The sequence below is a fragment of the Streptomyces sp. NPDC002018 genome, from assembly GCF_042890865.1.
In the GTDB taxonomy this organism is placed as follows: domain Bacteria; phylum Actinomycetota; class Actinomycetes; order Streptomycetales; family Streptomycetaceae; genus Streptomyces.
This window is the reverse complement of the sequence record NZ_JBIASO010000024.1, coordinates 67,246-86,276: the sequence shown is the minus strand read 5'-3', so window position 1 is coordinate 86,276 and position 19,031 is coordinate 67,246. Positions and strand designations below refer to the sequence as shown.

Annotated in this window: 16 protein-coding genes; 5 read left to right on the top strand and 11 right to left on the bottom strand. The window is 72.6% G+C overall.

What is annotated here, in order from left to right; all coding sequences use genetic code 11:
* Positions 1–7 precede the first annotated feature (7 nt).
* The 3 genes from ACFYYH_RS30275 to ACFYYH_RS30265 all read right to left on the bottom strand — a co-directional run bounded on the left by ACFYYH_RS30275 (position 8) and on the right by ACFYYH_RS30265 (position 5,237).
* Entirely contained in the window at positions 8–796 is a 789-nt protein-coding gene (locus ACFYYH_RS30275) for an SDR family NAD(P)-dependent oxidoreductase (RefSeq protein WP_388557655.1), read from the bottom strand.
* A 183-nt stretch (positions 797–979) separates the two neighbouring features.
* Entirely contained in the window at positions 980–3,841 is a 2,862-nt protein-coding gene (locus ACFYYH_RS30270; RefSeq protein ID WP_388557652.1) for an AAA family ATPase, read from the bottom strand.
* A gap of 724 nt (positions 3,842–4,565) precedes the next feature.
* Positions 4,566–5,237 carry a TetR/AcrR family transcriptional regulator gene (locus tag ACFYYH_RS30265; RefSeq protein WP_388557649.1) on the bottom strand — a complete coding sequence of 224 codons (672 nt, stop codon included), beginning with the start codon at positions 5,235–5,237 and terminating at the stop codon, positions 4,566–4,568.
* A gap of 104 nt (positions 5,238–5,341) precedes the next feature.
* Between ACFYYH_RS30265 and ACFYYH_RS30260 the strand changes: the two genes are divergently transcribed.
* The gene (locus ACFYYH_RS30260; RefSeq protein WP_388557646.1) at positions 5,342–6,826 is read left to right on the top strand and encodes an MFS transporter; all 1,485 of its coding nucleotides are present in this window, start codon (positions 5,342–5,344) and stop codon (positions 6,824–6,826) included.
* Between the two features lie 201 nt (positions 6,827–7,027).
* Here ACFYYH_RS30260 and ACFYYH_RS30255 read toward each other — a convergent pair whose 3' ends face one another.
* The 6 genes from ACFYYH_RS30255 to ACFYYH_RS30230 form a co-directional block, all read right to left on the bottom strand.
* Positions 7,028–7,672 carry a hypothetical protein gene (locus ACFYYH_RS30255; protein WP_388557644.1) on the bottom strand — a complete coding sequence of 215 codons (645 nt, stop codon included), beginning with the start codon at positions 7,670–7,672 and terminating at the stop codon, positions 7,028–7,030.
* A gap of 233 nt (positions 7,673–7,905) precedes the next feature.
* A complete protein-coding gene (locus ACFYYH_RS30250) occupies positions 7,906–8,100 on the bottom strand; it encodes a ferredoxin (RefSeq protein WP_388557641.1) in 195 nt (64 codons plus the stop codon).
* Between the two features lie 184 nt (positions 8,101–8,284).
* Positions 8,285–9,514 carry a cytochrome P450 gene (locus ACFYYH_RS30245; RefSeq protein WP_388557637.1) on the bottom strand — a complete coding sequence of 410 codons (1,230 nt, stop codon included), beginning with the start codon at positions 9,512–9,514 and terminating at the stop codon, positions 8,285–8,287.
* Between the two features lie 166 nt (positions 9,515–9,680).
* Positions 9,681–10,871, bottom strand: a complete 1,191-nt coding sequence (locus ACFYYH_RS30240) for an NAD(P)/FAD-dependent oxidoreductase (RefSeq protein ID WP_388557634.1) — start codon at positions 10,869–10,871, stop codon at positions 9,681–9,683.
* Positions 10,868–11,104, bottom strand: coding sequence for a ferredoxin (locus ACFYYH_RS30235; RefSeq protein WP_388557632.1), 237 nt, complete (start codon positions 11,102–11,104; stop codon positions 10,868–10,870). The genes ACFYYH_RS30240 and ACFYYH_RS30235 overlap by 4 nt, the downstream gene beginning before the upstream one ends.
* 94 nt (positions 11,105–11,198) lie before the next feature.
* A complete protein-coding gene (locus ACFYYH_RS30230) occupies positions 11,199–11,846 on the bottom strand; it encodes a TetR/AcrR family transcriptional regulator (protein ID WP_388557629.1) in 648 nt (215 codons plus the stop codon).
* A 635-nt stretch (positions 11,847–12,481) separates the two neighbouring features.
* On the opposite strand from ACFYYH_RS30230, the gene ACFYYH_RS30225 reads away from it, so the two are divergent.
* Entirely contained in the window at positions 12,482–12,928 is a 447-nt protein-coding gene (locus tag ACFYYH_RS30225; protein ID WP_388557625.1) for an SseB family protein, read from the top strand.
* 183 nt (positions 12,929–13,111) lie between these two features.
* Here the strand turns inward: ACFYYH_RS30225 and ACFYYH_RS30220 are convergent, their stop codons facing one another.
* The gene (locus ACFYYH_RS30220) at positions 13,112–13,663 is read right to left on the bottom strand and encodes a YceI family protein (protein ID WP_388557622.1); all 552 of its coding nucleotides are present in this window, start codon (positions 13,661–13,663) and stop codon (positions 13,112–13,114) included.
* A 115-nt stretch (positions 13,664–13,778) separates the two neighbouring features.
* Here ACFYYH_RS30220 and ACFYYH_RS30215 point away from each other — a divergent pair, with 115 nt between their 5' ends.
* From ACFYYH_RS30215 to ACFYYH_RS30205, 3 genes are all read left to right on the top strand, one after another.
* Positions 13,779–15,530: an ABC transporter ATP-binding protein gene (locus ACFYYH_RS30215; RefSeq protein WP_388557619.1), complete on the top strand. Its 1,752-nt coding sequence runs from the start codon at positions 13,779–13,781 to the stop codon at positions 15,528–15,530.
* 83 nt (positions 15,531–15,613) lie between these two features.
* Entirely contained in the window at positions 15,614–17,425 is a 1,812-nt protein-coding gene (locus ACFYYH_RS30210) for an ABC transporter ATP-binding protein (protein WP_388557676.1), read from the top strand.
* A 111-nt stretch (positions 17,426–17,536) separates the two neighbouring features.
* Positions 17,537–18,610 (top strand): iron-siderophore ABC transporter substrate-binding protein, encoded by a 1,074-nt coding sequence (locus ACFYYH_RS30205; protein ID WP_388557616.1) that lies wholly within the window; start codon positions 17,537–17,539, stop codon positions 18,608–18,610.
* Positions 18,611–18,827: 217 nt separating this feature from the next.
* On the opposite strand, the gene ACFYYH_RS30200 is transcribed toward ACFYYH_RS30205, so the two are convergent.
* On the bottom strand, positions 18,828–19,031 hold the full coding sequence (locus ACFYYH_RS30200) for an MbtH family protein (RefSeq protein ID WP_388557612.1): 204 nt from the start codon (positions 19,029–19,031) through the stop codon (positions 18,828–18,830).

The window sequence follows — 19,031 nt, the reverse complement described above, 5'->3', positions numbered from 1 at the left end:
CCGTCGTTCATCCCGACGGGGTGTGGCCGATCAGCTTCTCCGCTCCCGGTACCGGCAGTTCGGCAAAGGGAAAAGGGGCCACCGGCCGGTCCGCCATGACGAGCCAGGCCTGCCCCGTACGGCTGTCGCCGAGCACCGTCTCGAACGCGTCGGCCACCTGCTCGGTGCTCGCCACGGCGATGCCCGCCTCGGCGATGGCCGTCCGGCGTCCGGCGATCAGCGGGGTGTCCACCAGGCCGGGGCAGAGGGCGTTGAGCGACACCCCGTCACGGTGGAGGGAGGGCGCGAGGGACCGGACGAGGCCGATCACCGCGCTCTTGGTCGCCGAGTACAGCACCTCGATCGAGGGCCGCAGCGCCGCCGCGCTGGCGGTGACGACGATGGATCCATGAGTGCGGCGCAGGTGCGGCAGGGCGGCCTGGATCCCGAAGACCACCGAGTCGAGGTTGACGCTCACGAGGGCGCGGTAGCTGTCGGGGGCGAAGCCGTCGCCGATGGCGGTGCGGCCGGTCGTACCGGCGTTGAGGTGCACGACGTCCAGACGGCCGAACCTCGACACGGCCGCCTCGACCACCGCCTCGTTGTCGGTGAGGCTCCCCACATCGGTGCGTACGAACAGGGCGCCGGTGCGTGCGGCGACCGCCTCGCCGCGCTCGGTGTCGATGTCCGCGACGACGACGTGACCGCCGCGCGCGACCAGGCGTTCGACGACCGCGGCGCCTATCCCGCCCGCGCCGCCGGTGACGAGAGCGACCTGGCCCGCGCGGAAGGCGGTGTTGTTCTCGGGCATTGCCATGGTGGGTCCTCTCCTTCGGGCGTACGGAAGCCGGCCGGCCCCGCCGTGCTGCGGCCACTGTCCTCGGCGGCCCGGGGGCCGACCGGCTTCTCCCAGCCCAGTTCAGCCAGTTCAGCCGTTTCAGCCGTTTCAGCTGCTTCAGCCAGTTCAGCCGTTTCAGCTGGTTGAGATGGCTCAGCTGGTTCAGCCCAGTTTGGCGCGCAGTTCGTTGCGCCCGGCGAGCTGGAGTTTGCGGTAAATACGCGTGAGGTGCTGTTCGACCGTACTGACCGTGATGGACAGGTCATGGGCGATCTGCTGGTTGGTACGTCCCTTGGCCGCCAGGACGGCCACCCGCTGTTCCGAAGGGCTCAGCTTCTCCAGGAAGGTGGAGTGCCGGTCGTAGATCTTGTAGCGGGGAACGTCCGGCTTCTTCTCCAGGGCGGCCTCGCCGGTACGGAAGCTCTCCAGCAGGTCGAACAGGCCGGGGGTCCCGGCCGATTCCCGGAGTTTCGCGAACACCCCCTCGCCGAACTTGGCGCGGTCCGCGGGTGTCCGGGTACGGGCGTGGAGGTCCCCCCATTTCGTACCGCCGCGGGGGGCGTCCGCGTGGATCCGGTCGAGGGTGGCGTCGATCAGGTCGACGGCCTTCCCGTACTCGTTCATGGTCACGTACGCCGCTGCCGCGGCCAGTCGCCAGGGGACGAGGCTGTGCCGGTCGGTGCCCCAGTCGGCCATCAGTCCGCCGCACCGCAGGAAGTCGGCCAGTCCCGCCAGGGATTCCCCGACGACGAGGCGGTACAGGCCCCGGGCGTAGAGGTAGTCGAGTCCGTAGCGGGTGTCGAACAGGGAGTCGGGCACCTGGTGCGAGAGCAGGACGGCCGCCGCGGCGGGGTTGCCCTCGGCGACATGGGCGAGGATCGCGCAGGCCAGGGGCTCGGCCATGCACATGCCCCAGAGCCGGGCGGGGAGCAGGCCGAGGGCCCCTTCCGCCTCCTCCGCCGCCGTGGCGGGGTCACCGCCGCGCAGCGCGATCTCGGCGCGGACGACCCGGAAGCGGGCCTGCCCGCAGGCGAGCCGGCCGTCCGTGGCGCGGGCGAAGCGCTCCAGCCAGAACGACGCCTGGCCGGGGTTGTCGTGCCGGACCACCGCGGCCAGCGCGGCCATGATGGCGGGCAGGTTCTCCGCGGTGGCGTCACAGCCGTACAGGGCCCGCTTGGTCGCCCGCACGAGTTCCTGCCCGTCGGGGCCGCCCTCGGTGAGGGTGCCGGAGAGGGCCCAGGCCGCCGCGTAGCGCGGGGAGCGGGTGAGGCGGTCCTCCAGAGTCCGCCCGGTCACTCGCTCCTTACGGCCCACCTCCCGCAGCAGGCCGGGGAATTCGCAGGCGATGAGCAGCCGGCGTGCGAGGAGTTCGAGGTGCTCGGGGCTCTCCCGGCGGCCGATGGCGGCGATGCGGTGGTCCAGCAGACACAGCTCGCCTCTGGCCAGCCAGAGCGAGTGGTGGTCCTCCTGGAGGGAGCCCGGCCCGGATTCGGCCTCCTCGTGGCGGCCGGTGAGCGAAGCGGCGAGGGAGTCGCCCTCGCCGCGCACGGAGCGGGACACGGCGGAAGCGCCGGACGTCCCGGCCCCGTCGGACACTCCGAGCCCCCCGGGGGTCCGGGGCTCCCCGGGCTCCCCCGGCGTCCCGGACGCCGCGGACGGCGATCCGGGTACGGACGGAGAGCCGGGTCCCGGCGGCGATCCGGATCCCGGCGGCGGCTCGGGCGGCGGTACGTCATCCGTGCGGCCGCGCCGCGCGCGCGGTCTCCCTTCCCCGCCGCCCGGCGCACGGTGCTCCCCGCCCCCGGCCGTCCTGCCGGTGCCCGCCTCCTCGGTCCGGGGCCTGGCCACCAGTGCCGGTGCCCGGCTCACGGCGGACCGGCCTCCGTCGTGCCCGTGCTCCGCCCGGGGCAGTGCGCGCGGTGTACGGCTTCCGGCGCGGTCGGCGTCGTCCATGGCGCTCAGCCAGCGCGCCACGTCCTCCATGGGCGCTCCGGCGGCCCTGAGGACCGCGGCCGCCCGGCCGCTCAGCTCGGTGCGCCGGCTGCGCGGCATGTCGCCGAGGATGACCTCGCGTACGGCGGGATGGCGGAATTCGCCGGCGTGCAACAGCCCGCAGGCGCTCAGTTCTTCGGTGGATTCCTCGACCGCGCGCAGGTCGAGGCGGGTGAGTTCGGCTATGACCTCCAGGGCTCCGAAGCCGTCCGCCACCGCCAGCGCTTCCGCGATGTCCCGGATATCCGGGTCGAGCCGGTGGAGGCAGTCGAGGACGGCCTGCCGGTAGGCGGCGCCGGTGACCGGGCCCCTGAGGTCCTCCAGTTCGCCGTGGCAGCCGCAGCAGGCGGCGTGGTCGTGGAGCAGGGCCTTGGTGAGGAGGGGGCTGCCGCCCGAGAGCTGACGGAGCCGTACGGCGAAGCGGTCCACGCGGCGCAGGGAGAACTCGGTGCGGGCGAGGTCGGCCACATCGGACTCCGACAGCGGTACGACGGCGAGGCCGCGTACGTGCTGTTCGCCGTTCAGGCGGCGCCGCAGCCGGACCGAGCCGTGCGAGGCGTTGGTCTGATCGGTGACGACGAGCAGCACCTGATGGTGGCGGACGCGCGCCGCGAGGGATTCCACGAAGCGCGCGGAGGCCGGGTCCGCGTGGCGGATGTCGTCCACGCAGACGACCAGCGGGCCGGCGGCGGCCAGCCGCAGGACGTCGAAGACCGCGGTCTCGATGGCCTGGGCGAGTGAGGAGGACTCCGAGGCGGGAGCCGACGGTTCGTGCGGGTCGGCCCAGCGGCGGTCGCGCAGCAGTTGTCTGGGCACGCCGAGCGGATCGCTGCGGCTGAATCTGGAGCAGGTGGCGCTCAGGACCCGTGCGCCCCGGGTCCGGGAGGCGTGGGCGAACTCAGTGACCAGAGTGGTCTTTCCCGACAGCACGGAACCGGTCATCAGAACGAACCGGCCGGTCTCCGCATGGACTTCGGCCAGATAGCCGAGCAGCGCTTGGCGCGCCGCGGCTCCTGACACATGACGTGTCATTCTCTGTCCCCCGTACGAGCGTTGCCATGGCTACGCCGGTGGCCACACGCATGGGCAGACCGGTCATTGTCCCCCCTGGGCCCGCACGCGGCGCCGCGACGTCGTCGTCGGGATCGCGTGCACGTCGGCTGCTGAATGGCTTGAACGAATGAATGTGCGTGAAAGCGAGTGATGGTGCGTGAAAACGTCGTTCCCGTTCATGCCGCCGGGGCGAGCCCGGGGCGGGCCTTACCTCCTCACTCCTTCGTCGGACCAATGGTCACGCGGGGAGTCGTCCGTTCCGGGCCGGGTTCGGCGTCGAGCGCCGGCCGACAGGCGCCATTGCCGAAGACAGGATCCCGGCCGCACTCCTATTGCCCCCGCCGCAAGACCACGGCACCCAGCGTAAAGGTATCCGGCAGGAAATTCACAGTGCCCCGGTGGCCAATCGGCCTGGCCGCCTCCCTTTGGTGAAGGCGCAGTTCATGTCCCGCGCACCCGGGAATCGCCGCCCCACGCCCGGCGATCCTCCTGGCCGAAAAAAATCCCGTTGCGTATTCGCTCGTCGCCCTATAAATTCCCTCGGCCGACAACTGATGGGGCACCTGGGACTCATTTTGACCGGAACTGTCAATCGCTCTGCGGGACAACGGAGTCGACCGGCGATTTCCCGGTGACGGGATGGGGGCGTACCGGAGCGGGGCGTCCTTTCGCGCGGCGCGCGCCTCCTGCCGGGAGCCGGCGCTCACGGGGCGGACACGGGCCGGTTCAGGTCGGCTCCGGTGATGGGCCGGCCCGGGAGCACGGAACCGGGCTGGACCCGCAGGGCGTCCAGCAGCAGTTCCAGAAGACGGGCCGGTACGGTCTCCGCGAGACCGGCGGGCGCCCCGGTCTCCTGGACGAGCCGGTCCATGAACATCACGATGTCGCCGCAGCCGATGTCCCGCCGCAGCACCCCGTCGTCCTGCGCCTCACGCACCATGCGTTCGAAGAGATCGAGCCAGACGTCGCGGGCCTCGCGCAGCCGCTCGTTCGATCTCAGCGCCTCGCGCATCGGGTGGCACAGCGGGGAGTTGGCCAGGCCGAAGCGGAACGCGGCCCACTCGTGGAGAAAGGCGTTCAGCCGGCTCCAGGCGTCAGGGCCCTCCTCCCAGGCCCGTCGCGCCATGACGATCAGACGCTCGTAGATGTCCCAGGCCACGGCTTCCAGGAGGAGGTCACGGTCGGGGAAGCGGCGGTAGAGCGTGCCCTTGCCGACCCCCGCGCGCCGGGCGACCTCGTCCATCGGCACATCCACGCCCTGCGTCATGAACAGCTCGCGGGCCGCCGCCACGATCCGCTCCCTGTTGCGCCGGGCGTCGGCCCGCAGGCCCGCGGGCTCCGCACCTGCGACGGTCTCCCCCGTTCGCCCCACCACGAGCACCACCCCTCCCCGACCCAAGATCGATCTGGACGATTTCCGTCCGTTCATTGTACCGTAGGCCACGAAGTGGACAGAATCCGTCCAGATATGGGGTCTCAATGACGGAGACAGCCGCAAGCGACGCTCCTTCGGATGCCACGGCGCGACGGGAGGGCGCGAGACGACGCTGGTGGGCGCTGGCCATGCTCAGCGGCGCGCAACTGATGGTGGCGCTGGACATGACGATCGTCTCGATCGCCCTGCCGACCGCCCAGGCCGAGGTGGGTCTCAGCGACGCCTCCCGGGGATGGGTCGTCACCGCCTACACCTTGGCCTTCGGCGGGTTACTCCTGCTCGGCGGCCGGCTCGGCGATGTGCTGGGGCGCCGGCGCACGGTGCTGATCGGAGTGGCGGGCTTCGCCGCGGCCTCCGCCCTGGGCGGGGCGGCGACCGGCGCCACCACGCTCATCACCGCCCGCGCCCTGCAAGGCGTCTTCGCCGCGCTCCTCACACCCTCCACCCTGGCCCTGCTGACCAGCGTGTTCCCCGAGGGCCGGGAGCGCGCGAAGGCACTGGGCGTGTACGGGGCCGCGCTGATGTCCGGAGGAGCGGTGGGGCTCGTGCTCGGCGGCGCCATCACCCAGTACCTGGACTGGCGTTGGACCCTCTATGTCAATGTGCCCCTCTCGCTGGTCGTCATCGTCGGCGGCCTGCGCCTCTTCCCCGACCCCCCGAAACCGCCGCGGGTGCCGCTCGACATCGCCGGGGCGGCTCTCGGCTGCGCGGGGATCGTGGCCTGTATCTACGCCTTCGGCGAGGCCGGGGCCCAGGGCTGGGGCTCCGGCGTGATCATCGGCTCCCTGGCCGGGGGCGTGGTTCTGCTGGGCGTCTTCGGCGTGGTGCAGGCCACGGTGGCCCACCCCCTGCTGCCGCCCCGGGTCCTGGCCGACCGCAACCGGGCGGGCGCTTTCCTCGCGATCGTGATCTCCACCTTCGCGATGCTCGGCATGTTCCTGTTCATGACCTTCCAGTTCCAGGACGTCATGGGGTACTCGTCCCTCAAGGCCGGCCTGGCGTTCCTGCCGTACGTCGTGGTCGCGGCGGCGGTCTCGACCCGGGTGACCGGGCGGATCATGCCGCTCGTACGGCCCCGTGTGCTGCTGACGGCGGGGCTCCTCATCGAGAGCTGCGGCCTGCTCTTCCTCACCAGGATGACGCCGGGGAGCGGTTACGCGACCTCGGTCCTGCCCGCCCTGCTGCTGTTCGGCATCGGCGTGGGGCTCCTCGTCGCGCCGATCATGAGCACCGCGACCACCGTGTCGGACCCCCGTGACACGGGCGTCGCCTCCGCGTTCGTGAACACCTCTCAGCAGATCGGCGGCTCGATCGGGACCGCGCTGCTGAACAGCGTCGCGGCAGCCGCCTCGGCCGCCTATCTCGCCTCGCACTCCGGTGCGGGGCGCCAAGGGGCCACGGTCCACGGCATGGCCGTCGCGTGCGGCTGGGCGGCCGGTGTCCTGGTGGTGGGCGCCCTCCTGGTGGGAATCCTCGTCAGCGCGGACCCACGGCGGGCGGAGAAGGCCGTCCCGGCCACCACCGGCTGAGGACCGACGGCACCGGGCTCGGGGGCCGGATCGACGCGGCCGGGTCCCGGGCCCCGGCCTCGTTCGTCATCGACGGCAGAGCACTCAAGCCGCGCTGACGCCCCTTCACGCGGACACCGGCCGGGCGAACACTTTCCGGGCGGACACCGGCGCGGTCGCGGACGCGGGCCGTGGTGAGCGGGGCGGACCGGACCGCCCCGCTCACCAGTCCATGAGGTCCACCAGACGGGAGCAGTGGGGGTCCGTGTCGTCCGCCGTCATACGGTCCTCCTCGGTGATGAGGGACGGCAGGGCCGCCAGCAGGGCGCTGACGGCTCCCGAGGGGCGTACGTCCGCGGCGATCACCCCCGGGATGTCCTCGGTGTCGAGGTAGAGACGCAGCCGGTCCGGGGCCAGGAGCAGGAATCCCCGCAGCCGTGGGTCGGGCTGTTCCTCGGTGAAGGGGCAGGCGAGCCCGCGCAGGATGGTCAGGGCGTGGTCGTCGGACGTGGCGGCGGCCCGGTCCACGGCCACCGGGTCCACCTGGACGAGGGGCATGCCCATCAGGGTGCCGACGCTGTCGCCGGGGCGGGGGCGGGCACCGGCGTGCAGGGCCCGCAGGACGCCGGTCACCTCGTCCGCGGTGACCGGGTCGTCGTCCAGGCGCAGGGGCATCTCGTACGCGGTCAGCCGCTCCGGGGCGAGGGCGGTGTCCGCGCCGCCGCCGGTGACGACGCGGACGGCCTCGGCGGGCGGTGGTACGGGAAGGATGCCCCGGATGTACAGGGCGCCGGTGAGAGGTGCGTGGATATGGTGCAGCAGCAGACGGGCGAGGTCCCCCTGCCGCTCAGCGACCTCTTCGTTCATGGACGCCACCCGTCGACGCCGGGGCCGTGAGAGCCGTGGTCATCCCCATGACCACCCTAAGGGCTGTCCGACACATCCCGCCCGGCCTGCGGCGCCCGGCCCGCACACGCGCGGCGTCGTCGGTGGTGTCCGGCGCCGGTCGCCCCTGCCCGGTGACCGTTACGGCCACGCCCCCACCCGTGCACGGCACGGAGCGGGGGCGTGCGTACGAGGGCGTCCCGCCGGACGGGGCGTCAGTCCTGGATGTGGATGGCCAGCGCCGGGCAGACGGCCGCGGCGTGGCGGGTGTCGTCGGCCAGCTCCGCCGAGGGGCTGGGGTTCAGGAGTACGGCGATGCCGTCCTCGTCGCGCTGGTCGAACACATCGGCCGCGGCGACCACACACTGTCCTGACGCGACGCACTTGTCCTGGTCGAGGGTGACCTTCATGAGAACTCCTTCGGTCGTGCCGTTGTTCGCAAGAGATGTGCAGGAGATGGGGGGCCGGCTGTGGTGGGCCCGGACGCTCCGGGGTGGCCGGTCAGCCGGCACTCGGGGGGGCGGCCGGTCGGCGCGTACTCAGGGGGTGGCCGGTCGGCGCGTACTCAGGGGGTGGCCGGTCGGCGGGCCGGGGTCACCAGGTGACGGGCAGCTCGTAGACCCCGTAGACGGATCCGTCGTGCTTGAACGGGATCTGATCGAGATCGGCCGCCAGCCGCAGGGTGGGGATGCGCCGGTAGAGGGTGCTGTAGACGACCTGGAGTTCCAGCCGGGCCAGGGGCTGGCCCAGACACTGGTGCACACCGAAGCCGAAGGCCACGTGGTGACGGGCGTCGCGCTCGATGTCCAGGCGGTCGGGTTCCGGAAAGGCGTCGGGGTCGCGGTTGGCGACATCGTTGGCCATGATCAGGCCCTCGCCCGCGCGGATGAGTTCACCCCCGATCTCGATGTCCTCCAGCGCGACCCGCCGTCGGCCGTTGTGGACGATATTGAGGTAGCGCAGCAGTTCCTCCACGGCCGAGGCGACCAGCTTGGGATCGTCGGAGTCACGCAGGAGCGCCAGCTGGCCGGGGTGTTCGAGCAGGGCCAGCGTGCCGAGCGCGATCATGTTCGCGGTCGTCTCATGACCGGCGATCAGCAGCAGCACCCCCATCTGGGCCGCTTCGCTCCGGGTCAGCTCCCCCGCCTTCACCCGCTCGGCCAGACCGGACAGCAGATCGTCGGCGGGGGCGGCGATCTTCTCGCCCATGAGTTCGTCCAGATAGCCGAGCAGCGCGCGCTGGGCGGCGACGCGCTGTTCGGGCTCGGTGTCGCGCTTGATGACGATCTGGCTGTTGTCCTGGAAGAAGTCGTGGTCGCCGTAGGGGACTCCGAGGAGTTCACAGATCACGAGCGAGGGCACCGGCAGGGCGAACGCGTCGACCAGATCGACCGGTTTCGGACCGGCCAGCATGTCGTCGATCAGCTCGTCGACGATCGTCTGGACGGCCGGGCGCAGGGCCTCCACCCGTTTGATGGCGAAGGGCGCGGTCACCATGCGCCGCAGCCGCGCGTGCTCGGGGTCGTCCATCAGGATGAAGCTGGCGGACCCGCCGCCCGGGGGCAGCGGTGTCTGGAGCGGGTAGCCGGGCCGGTTGATGTCGGCGCTGACCCGGGGGTCGGCGAGGAGGGCCCGCTGTTCCGCGTACCGGGTCACCATCCAGGGAGTGCTGCCGTCCCACAGACCGACCCTGCTGAGCGCGGCCTCCTTCTGCTTGGTCACCGCGGTCGGGGGCGGGTCGAACGGGCAGCCCGCCGCCCTGGCCATCGGGAATCGCGGCAATCCGGCGAGGCTCTCGCCGACCGGTTCGACCGTACTGGTCATGGTCTGCTCCAAGGGGGTGTGTCGGGGCTTTCTCGCGGTCAGGGGTGGTGTGGGGAGGGGGAGGCGTACGCCCCGGTCGAGGGGTACGCCGCGGTCGAGGGGTACGCCCCGGTCAGGTCCCGTTGGACGGGCGCGCACCGGCCGAGGGGGACGCCCCGGGTGCCGGTCAGCGCGGTGCGGGAGCGGGGCCGCCGAGCGCGTCGGCGACCTCCTGGCGGCGCAGGCGGGCCTGTTTGGGCATGTTCCAGCCGAGCACGCCGGTGACCGCGCCCTCACGGCGGAAGCGGGCGACGAAACGTCCGGTCGCCGGGTCGCCGTCCACGACGGACATCTCGGCGTCGGCCGGAACGACGCCGTACACCTGGATCTTCGCGTCGAACTGATCGGTCCAGAAGTACGACACGGGTGTGTAGGGCCGCTCGCCGCCGAGGAGGCCGGCCGCGACGGCCATGGCCTGCTCGGTGGCGTTGGTCCGGTTCTCCAGCCGCAGCAGCGCGCCGAGCCGGTCGTGATGCCATCGCGCCACGTCCCCGACGGCATAGATCCCCTCGGCGGCCCGGCAACGGGAGTCGCACACCAGGCCGTTGTCCACCCGCAGGCCGCTGCCGTGGAGCCAGCCGGTCACCGGATCGGCTCCGATCGCCACCAGGACCAGGTCGGCCGGGAGCGTGTCACCGTTGTCCAGGCTCACACCGGTGACCGTCCCCCCGCCGCCGGTCAGGCCGCGGACACCGCTTCCCGGACGCAGCCGCACCCCGTGTCCGGTGTGCAGCTCGGCGAGCAGCCCGGCGACGGGGTGGCCGAGCTGGTTCGCCATGGGGGCCGGCTGCGGCCCCACGACGGTGACGTCCAGTCCCATGGTCCGTGCGGTGGCGGCGACTTCGGCGCCGAGCACACCGTCGCCCACGACCACCAGGCGTGCGGATGTCAGCAGGGCGGCCCGCAGCGCCAGCGCGTCGTCGAGTGTGCGCAGCACATGGACCCCGGCCAGAGCGGCCTGCCCGGGAAGGATCCTGGGGCGTGTTCCCGTGGCCACGACGACCGCGCCGGCGCGCAGTGTCCGTCCGGACGCGGTGTGCACGGCGAGTGCCGTAGCGTCCAGGCCGACCGCCGGGTCACCGAGGATGAACTCGGCGCCCAGCGCCGACAGCGCCTCCCGCGGGCGCAGCCGGGCCCGGTCCGGCTGCCAGGCACCGGAGAGAATCTGTTTGGACAGCGGGGGCCGGTCGTAGGGCGGATGGGTCTCCGCGCCCAGCACGGTGACGGGCCCGGCGTAGCCGTGGCGCCGGAGCGCTTCCACCGTGGTCAGACCGGCGGCGGACGCGCCGACCACCAGCACACCGGCGGGGGCGTTCACTCGCTCTCACTCCGCTCGGTCGCGGCGGCCGGGCACATGACGGCGGCCTCGCGGACCGTGGGGTGCGCCGGCTCCGGCGGGGTCGCGTCGAGCAGGACCACGATCCTGTCCTCGTCACGCCGGTCGAACACGTCCCTGTCCTCGTCACGCGGGTCGAACACGTCCGGGGCGGGCAGTACGCGCTGACCCGCGCCGCGGCACTTGTCCTCGTCCACCGTTGCTTTCCTCGTCACTTCACTACTCCTCCGTCTGTGCGTCAGGAAGGAACGTCCGGGGTCCGCCGGGTCGCGGGACCGTGATGCCGGCCCCGGGGAGGGTGAGCTGTGATCAGGGGTGGGAGACGGGGGCCAGCCACAGCCCGACTATCGCGTCGATCAGACCGGTCCCGGCGTCGCGCCAGCTCGACCGTGGGGTGGCGGCGCCGAGGGCGAGCGCCCGTTCCCGCTCGGCGCACATGTGCACCATCAGCTGACGTGCCATGTCACCGCGCTCGGCCCGCACTTCGGGCGGCAGATCGGGAAGGCACGCGTCGAGCCCCTCGATGATCCGGTACAGCGAGGACGCGCTGAGCGATTCCTGGATCATGATGCCGCGCAGGGCGGGATCGGTCATCGCCTGCGCACAGAACCGGGCGTACCACGTGGGGCGGCCCAGGGCGGCGAGATGGTCGGTGACGGGGCGCACCAGGCAGGCCACCCAGTCCCGTACGTCCGTGGAACCGCCGGCCTCGGCCACCATCCCCGCGCGGAGCTGTTCGACCTGTTCGGCGTGTCTGCGTGCGATCGCCCGTACGAGATCCGCCTTGGTGCCGAAGTGGTACCCGACCGCTGCGTTGTTGCCCTGCCCCGCGGCTACGCTGACTTGACGATTGGAAACGGCGAACACGCCGTGTTCGGCGAACAGCCGCTCCGCCGTGGTGAGGATCAGCTCCCGTGTCGCGTCGGCCCGATCCGTACGCACGATCCTGCCCGTCACACTCACCACCCCACCGGGACTTCGCGGGGCCCGCCCACGAGGCCCTCCACCGGGCGTAGCTCCCGCGCCGGGACGGCAGGACATCGGTCCCGCAGGTCCGCCCACTCCACCGGCGGCTCCAGCGCGGTCGCGCCCGGAAGTTCACGACCCACCGCCTGATCACTCTCGTCATGACCCATCGCGCATCCTCCCCGAGGCCGGGCCGAGCACGTGATCAGTCAACCGCCATTGCTACTGTAAAGCAAGCGACTGACTTAATTCCGTCGGTACGCAGCCCTGCGGGCCTGCCCGTCCCCTCGCCGCAGACCCTCCCGTGTCCCCAGCTCACCCGGACGACGCCGCACCCGCCCCGCCGCTCCCGGACCGCCGCCCACACGTCCGTACCGGCGGGCGGGTGGCCTGATCCTGGTGCCGGCCCCGGGGCCCGATCGTCCCAGGCAGGAGGCCGGGTCACGATCGGCGGCGATTTCTTTCGGCGAGAACTGCGCCGAGGGTGTCGGACGCATAGCCTGGGTGGTATTGCCACGCTTGCCCCGGCCCCGTGCCGCTGGGCGGCATCCGGCGGCGACTGCGGCAACCGTGCCCGCCCGTACCAGCGGGTGGGCGGTGAGCGACGCCGAAGGAGAGGACTGGCCATGAGCACCCCGAATCCGGACGGACACGCACCCCCGATGGGGTCGCCCTCCGCCGAGGAGATCCAGGCCGCGGCCGAGGCGGCGGAGAGCCAGGCCGCCGCGGACACCCAGATCGCCCTGACCGATCTCGCGAACAGCATGGCACTGCTGCCGCAGGCGCCGCCGGTCGAGGGCGAGGAGGAGCCTCCCGACGGCGCTGTCGCCCTGCCGGTGATCGAACAGGACGGCAATCGGTACGTCCCCGTCTTCACGTCCGAGGACGCACTGGTGGAAGCCGGGGGCGACCCCGACACCGCGCTGCGCATCCCCGTCGTCGAGCTGGCCGAGCACTGGCCGGCGGACGGCCTGTGGCTGGCGGTCAACCCGTCCACCGACGAGGGCCTCGCCCTTCCCTCCGACCTGGTGCGGGCACTGCCCACCTTCTGTGACGCAGGCCCGATGGGGTGAACCGACGCGGGCCCGATGGGGTGAACCGGGGCCCGGCGTCTCGTCGCAGGCGCCTGACGGGACGGGGCGGGACGAGACGGGACGGGCTCGGTGGCACGCGTTCGTCGATCGCCCGTCGATATGGCGAGGGGGCCTGGAGCGCGCCGACGGGCCGTGCCCGGGGCGGTGTCAGCTCGTCGGCTGTCAGCTCGTCGGCAGGGTGACGGTGAACTCCACGTCGACCGCGTCGCGGAGTTTGAGAGCGCCGAAGAAGCCGGAGTACGGCTTGATGCCCCACCGGGACTGGACCACGCTCGCGGAGCCGGTGAGGGTCGACTCGTCCCGCTGCTGGATCTCCAGGCGCAGCGGATGGGTCTGCCCGGCCAGGGTGAGATCGCCCTCGACGGTCGCGCCGCTGTCATGGGGTTCGACGGCCGTGGAGGTGAAGTCCGCCCGCGGGTAGTGGTCCGTACGCAGCACCTTGTCCGCGTTCTGCCGGATCTGCCGTTTGTCACCCTCGCTGAGCGGCTTCACGCCGCCCGTGCCTTCCAGGACCTCCAGCGCGCCCAGGTCCGCCCGTACGGTCACCGTCGGCGGGGTGGCGGGGTCGGCCGGTACGCTCACACGGCCCTCCCACCGGGTGGCCTCGATGAGCAGGTCGTGTCCGACCTTCGCGGCCACGCCCCGGCGGAAGACACGTACGAGCAGTCGGCCGGTCTCCGGGCCGATCTCGTACTCGCCTGCCGCTACAGCCACGTCTCCAGCGTACGACCGCTCACGGAGCGGCGGTGAGCGGTGCCGTGCTCCGCCGGCCGGGTGGCCAGTCGACAGCCACTTAGTATAGCCTTACCTAAGTTTTTGTGCCTGCTCAATGGGCGGGGATCTCAGGAGCCGGAGGAGTGCGGTGGGGGCTCAAGGCCCAGCGGGGCGGGATGTCCTGAGACGTGCGGTGAAGGGGCAACGGCGCGATGTCGCCCTGTCGTCCCTCCTCGCGGCCGGGCACCAGGCGGGAGAGGCGCTCATCCCGGTGCTCATCGGCCTGGTGATCGACCAGGCCGTCGCCGAGGGCGACGGGACCGCGCTCTGGCTGTGGATCGGTGTGCTGGCCGCCGTGTACGTCGGACTCTCCGTCAGCTTCCGCACCGGTGCGCGGCTGTCGGAGCGTGCCGCCGTCGCGGCCGCGCACGAGCTGCGGATCGCGCTGGTCGGCCGGGTACTGCATCCCGGGGGCGGTACCGAGGCGCTCGGACTGCCCGGGGCCCTGGTGAACACCGCGACCGAGGACGCCAAACGGGTCGGGGCCGTGAACGTCGCGGTGATGGAGGCGGCGGCCGCGCTGGCCGCGCTGGGCGTCAGCGCGGCGGCCCTGCTCTGGATCTCCGTACCACTGGGCCTCGTCGTGCTGCTGGGCACGCCCCTGCTGCTGTGGCTGGGCCATCTGCTGAGCAAGCCGCTGGAGCGGCGCAGCGAGGCCGAGCAGGAGCGGGCCGGGCAGGCGTCCGCGGTCGCCGCCGATCTCGTGGCCGGTCTGCGGGTGCTCAAGGGCATCGGCGCCGAGTCGGCGGCCGTCGCCCGCTACCGGTCCGCCAGCCGTGCCTCGCTGGGCGCCACCCTCCGCGCGACCCGGGCGCAGGCCTGGCAGAAGGGAATGACGCTCGGGCTGACGGGTGTGTTCATCGCGCTGGTCGCCCTGATCGGCGGCCGGCTGGCCGTCGGTGGCGACATCAGTCTGGGCGGGCTGGTCTCGGCCGTCGGGCTGGCGCTGTTCCTGCTCGGGCCGCTCGAAGTGGTCGGCTGGGTGAACGCGGAGTGGGCGCAGGGCCGTTCGTCCGCGGCGCGTATCGCGAAGGTGCTCGGCGCCCCCGCGGCGGTGACGCCGGGATCGAGCGCGCTGCCGGTGCCGGTCCGTGGCCATGTACGGCTGCGCGGCGTCTCCTACGCGGCGCTGCGTGACGTCGATCTGGAGGCCGCGCCCGGTGAGCTGCTGGGAGTGGTGGCCGCCGACCCGGCCGACGCGCTGGCCCTGCTCGGCTGTCTGGAGCGGGTGGCCGATCCGGACGCCGGGACCGTGGAGCTGGACGGGCTGGCCCTGACCGCCCTGGACCCGGCGGAGATCCGGCGGGTGCTGCTGGTCGCCGGGCATGACGCCGACCTGTTCGAGGGCACGCTGGCCAGCAATGTGTCGGCCGCCGTGGGGCGGTCTCCCGAGGGCGCCGGAGGTCCCCCCGGGATCATCGCGACGGCGATGGCCGCGGCCGGCGCGGACGAGGTCGCCGAGGCTCTTCCCCATGGCGCCGCGACGGCGGTCACCGAACGCGGACGGTCCCTGTCCGGCGGCCAGCGCCAGCGCGTGGCCCTGGCCCGCGCGCTGGCCGCCGAGGCCCCGGTGCTGGTCCTGCACGACCCGACGACAGCGGTCGACACCGTCACCGAGGCCCGGATGGCCGACGCGCTCAGGGACTTCCGGCGGGGACGCACCACGATTCTGGTCACCACGAGCCCGGCGCTGCTCGCGGTGACCGACCGGGTGGTGTTCCTGCACGGCGGACGCGTCACCGACGCCGCGTCCCACGCCCACCTCGTACAGCGCCACGAGAGCTACCGGACGGCGGTCTTCGCGTGAACGACGACCACACCAGGGCGGACGCCCACGCCCCGGCGGACGACCGGACCGGGGCAGCGGACCGCACCGGGGCAGCGGACCGGATCACCGCAGCGGACGACCGGGCCAAGGCGGGGGACGACCGGACCGGGGCAGCGGACGGCCGGGCGCTGCTGCCCACCGCCTCAGCCCGCCGCACCCGCGCGGCGGTACGCGAACTCCTGCGTCCCCACCGGCCGCTGGCGCTCGCCGCCCTGGTCACGATGGTGGCCGCGACGGCCGTCGGACTGGTGGTGCAGCCGGTCCTCGGCCATATCGTGGACGTGGTCACCGAGGGCCGGCCGGCCGACGCGCTCGTCGCACCCGTGGTGCTGCTGGCCGTCGTCGCCGCCGTCCAGGGCACCACCACCGGCCTCGGGCTCTCGCTGGTCTCCCGGCTCGGCGAGACCGTACTCGCCCGGTTGCGCGAGCGGTTCGTGGACCGCGCCCTGAATCTTCCCCTGGAGCAGGTGGAGGGCGCGGGCTCGGGGGATCTGACGGCGCGTGTCACCGGCGATGTGTCGCTGATCGCCGACGCGGTCCGCAACGCACTGCCCGAGCTGGCCCGTTCGGCGCTGGCGATCGTCCTCACCCTGGGCGCGCTGGCCCTGCTCGACTGGCGGTTCCTTCTCGCCGCGCTGCTCGCCGTCCCCGTACAGGCGTACACCGCGCGCTGGTACACGCGGAACGCCGCACCGCTCTACGCCGAGCAGCGCATCGCCTACGGGGCCCAGCAGCAGCAGCTTCTGGACAGTGTCGGCGGGGCGCGGACCGTACGGGCCTTCCGGCTGGAGAAGGAGCACACCGAGCGGGTCACCGAGCGGTCCCGGTCCGTGGTGGCACTGACCATGCGCGGTGTCCAGCTGGTCCTGCGCTTCTACAGCCGGCTGCATCTGGCCGAGTTCACGGGTCTCGCGGCCGTACTGGTGGCGGGCTTCCTGCTGGTGCGCGCCGACGCCGTGACGATCGGTACGGCGACGGCCGCGGCCCTCTACTTCCACAGCCTCTTCACCCCGGTCAACTCGGCGCTGATGCTGATCGACGACGCGCAGTCGGCGACGGCGGGTCTGGCCAGGCTCGTCGGGGTGGTCGATCTGCCCCCCGCGCGGGCGGAGGGGACGGCCGTGCCGCGCGACGCGTCGATCGCCCTCGACGGGATCGCTCACGCGTACCGGCCGGGGCATCCCGTCCTCCACGGGGTGGAGCTGACGGTCCGGCCCCGGGAGCGGGTCGCGCTGGTCGGGGCGAGCGGGGCGGGGAAGACCACGCTGGCGAAGATCACCGCCGGTATCCACCGGCCGTCCGAGGGCACGGTACGGATCGGCGGCGCGGAACTGGACGCGCTCGGCGGGGCCGCGGTCCGCCGGACCGTCGCCCTCATCACCCAGGACGTGCATGTCTTCGCCGGCCCGCTCGCCGACGACCTGCGGCTCGCCCGTCCCGACGCCACCGACGCGGAACTGCGCGCGGCGCTCGACCGCGTGGACGCGCTGAGCTGGGCCGCTCTTCTGCCGGACGGTCTGGCGACCGTCGTCGGCGAGGGCGGGCACCGGCTCACGGGCGCGCAGTCGCAGCAACTCGCCCTGGCGCGGCTGGTGCTGGCCGACCCGCCGGTGGCGATTCTCGACGAGGCCACCGCGGAGGCGGGCAGCGCCGGGGCGCGCTCACTGGAGAAGGCCGCCGCCCGCGCCGTGGACGGCCGTACGGCCCTGATCGTCGCCCACCGTCTGACACAGGCCGCGAGCGCGGACCGGATCGTGGTCATGGACGCCGGGCGGATGGCCGAGTCCGGCACACACGACGAACTGCTCGCGGCCGACGGCCCGTACGCGGCGCTGTGGGAAGCGTGGTCGTACCGCCACGACACCGCGCCATGACCCCAAGCCAGGACCCTCAAGCCAGGACCCCCGAGCCAGGACCCCCGAACCGCACACCGCCACCCCCCGCATCCATCCACCAGAGAAGCACCGGACACGAAGGACCCCTTGATGGCCCGCACTCTCCGCGCCGACCGGCTCGCCGCCGCGTCCGCGTCCGTACTCCTGCTGTTCGCCGCCGCCACCGCGTGCGGTTCCGATTCGGACCCGGACGGGAAGCCGGATTCGGCGGCGCAGGGGAAGGACTCGGCGGCGGCGGGATCGTACCCCGTCACCATCGCCCACAAGTTCGGCAGCACGACCGTCGACTCCGAGCCGAAGCGGATCGTCACGGTCGGCCTCACCGACCAGGACCCCGTACTGGCGCTGGGCAAGGTCCCGGTCGGGACGACCGAATGGCTGGGCGCGTACAAGGGCGCGCTGGGGCCCTGGGCCACGGCCGAACTGAACGGCGGCGCGACACCCACGCTGCTGAAGGACACCGGTACCGGACCCCAGACCGAGCGGATCGCCGCGCTCAAGCCGGATCTGATCATCGCGCTGTACTCCGGGCTCACCAAGGAGCAGTACACGACGCTGTCGAAGTTCGCGCCGGTCCTCGCGCAGCCCAAGCAGTACAACGACTACGGCATTCCCTGGGAGCTCCAGACGGAGACGATAGGCAAGGCGCTCGGCAAGGAGGCCGAGGCGAAGAAGCTGGTCGACGGGGTGGAGGCGAAGTTCGCCGCGGCGCGCGAGGAGAATCCGGAGTTCGCCGGGGCCTCCGGTGTGATGGCCACCCCGTACGAGGGGATGTTCGTCTTCGGCAGCCAGGACCCGCGTTCACGGCTGCTGACGTCCTACGGCTTCACACTGCCGGCCGGGCTCGACAAGGCGATCGGTGACAAGTTCGGCGCGAACATCAGCAAGGAGCGCACCGATCTGCTGAACCAGAAGGTGGCGGTGTGGTTCGTGGAGGACGTCACCAAGAACGCGGAGAAGCTGCACAAGGACCCGACGTACCGGGATCTCGACGTGGTGAAGCAGGGCCGTGAGGTCTTCGTCGCCGAGACGAGCGACTTCGGGAACGCGCTGTCCATGGGGACGGTGCTGAGCCTGCCGTACGCGATGGACCGGCTGGCGCCGATGCTCGCGGCGGCGGTGGACGGCGACCCGGCGACCAAGGTGGAGCAGCCGGCGTCGTAGCCATGGCGCGCACGGCACGCACGGCGTGAAGGGCCCGGACCGCCTCGGTCCGGGCCCTTCACGCTGTCCTGCCCGGGGCTCCGCCGTCCGGGCTCCGCCACCCCGGTCTCCAAGCGCCGGACGCCGGGGGCCGAAAGCGAAGCGCCGAACGCCGGACGGGCCGGCGGGCCGTGCACTCCGGCCCGCCGGCCCGTCCGCGCGCGCACCGCGCCTCATCTCACTGCTGGTGGAGGCTCCTGGGGCGCAGATCCGTCCAGTTGGTCTCGACGTAGTCCAGGCATTCCTGACGCGGCGCGGGACCGTGGGCGCGGGTCCAGCCGGCCGGGACGTCCACGAAGTCGGGCCACAGACTGTGCTGTCCCTCGTCGTTGACCAGCACCGAGTAGACGCCGTCGGGGTTCTCGAACGGGTTGCTGCTCAT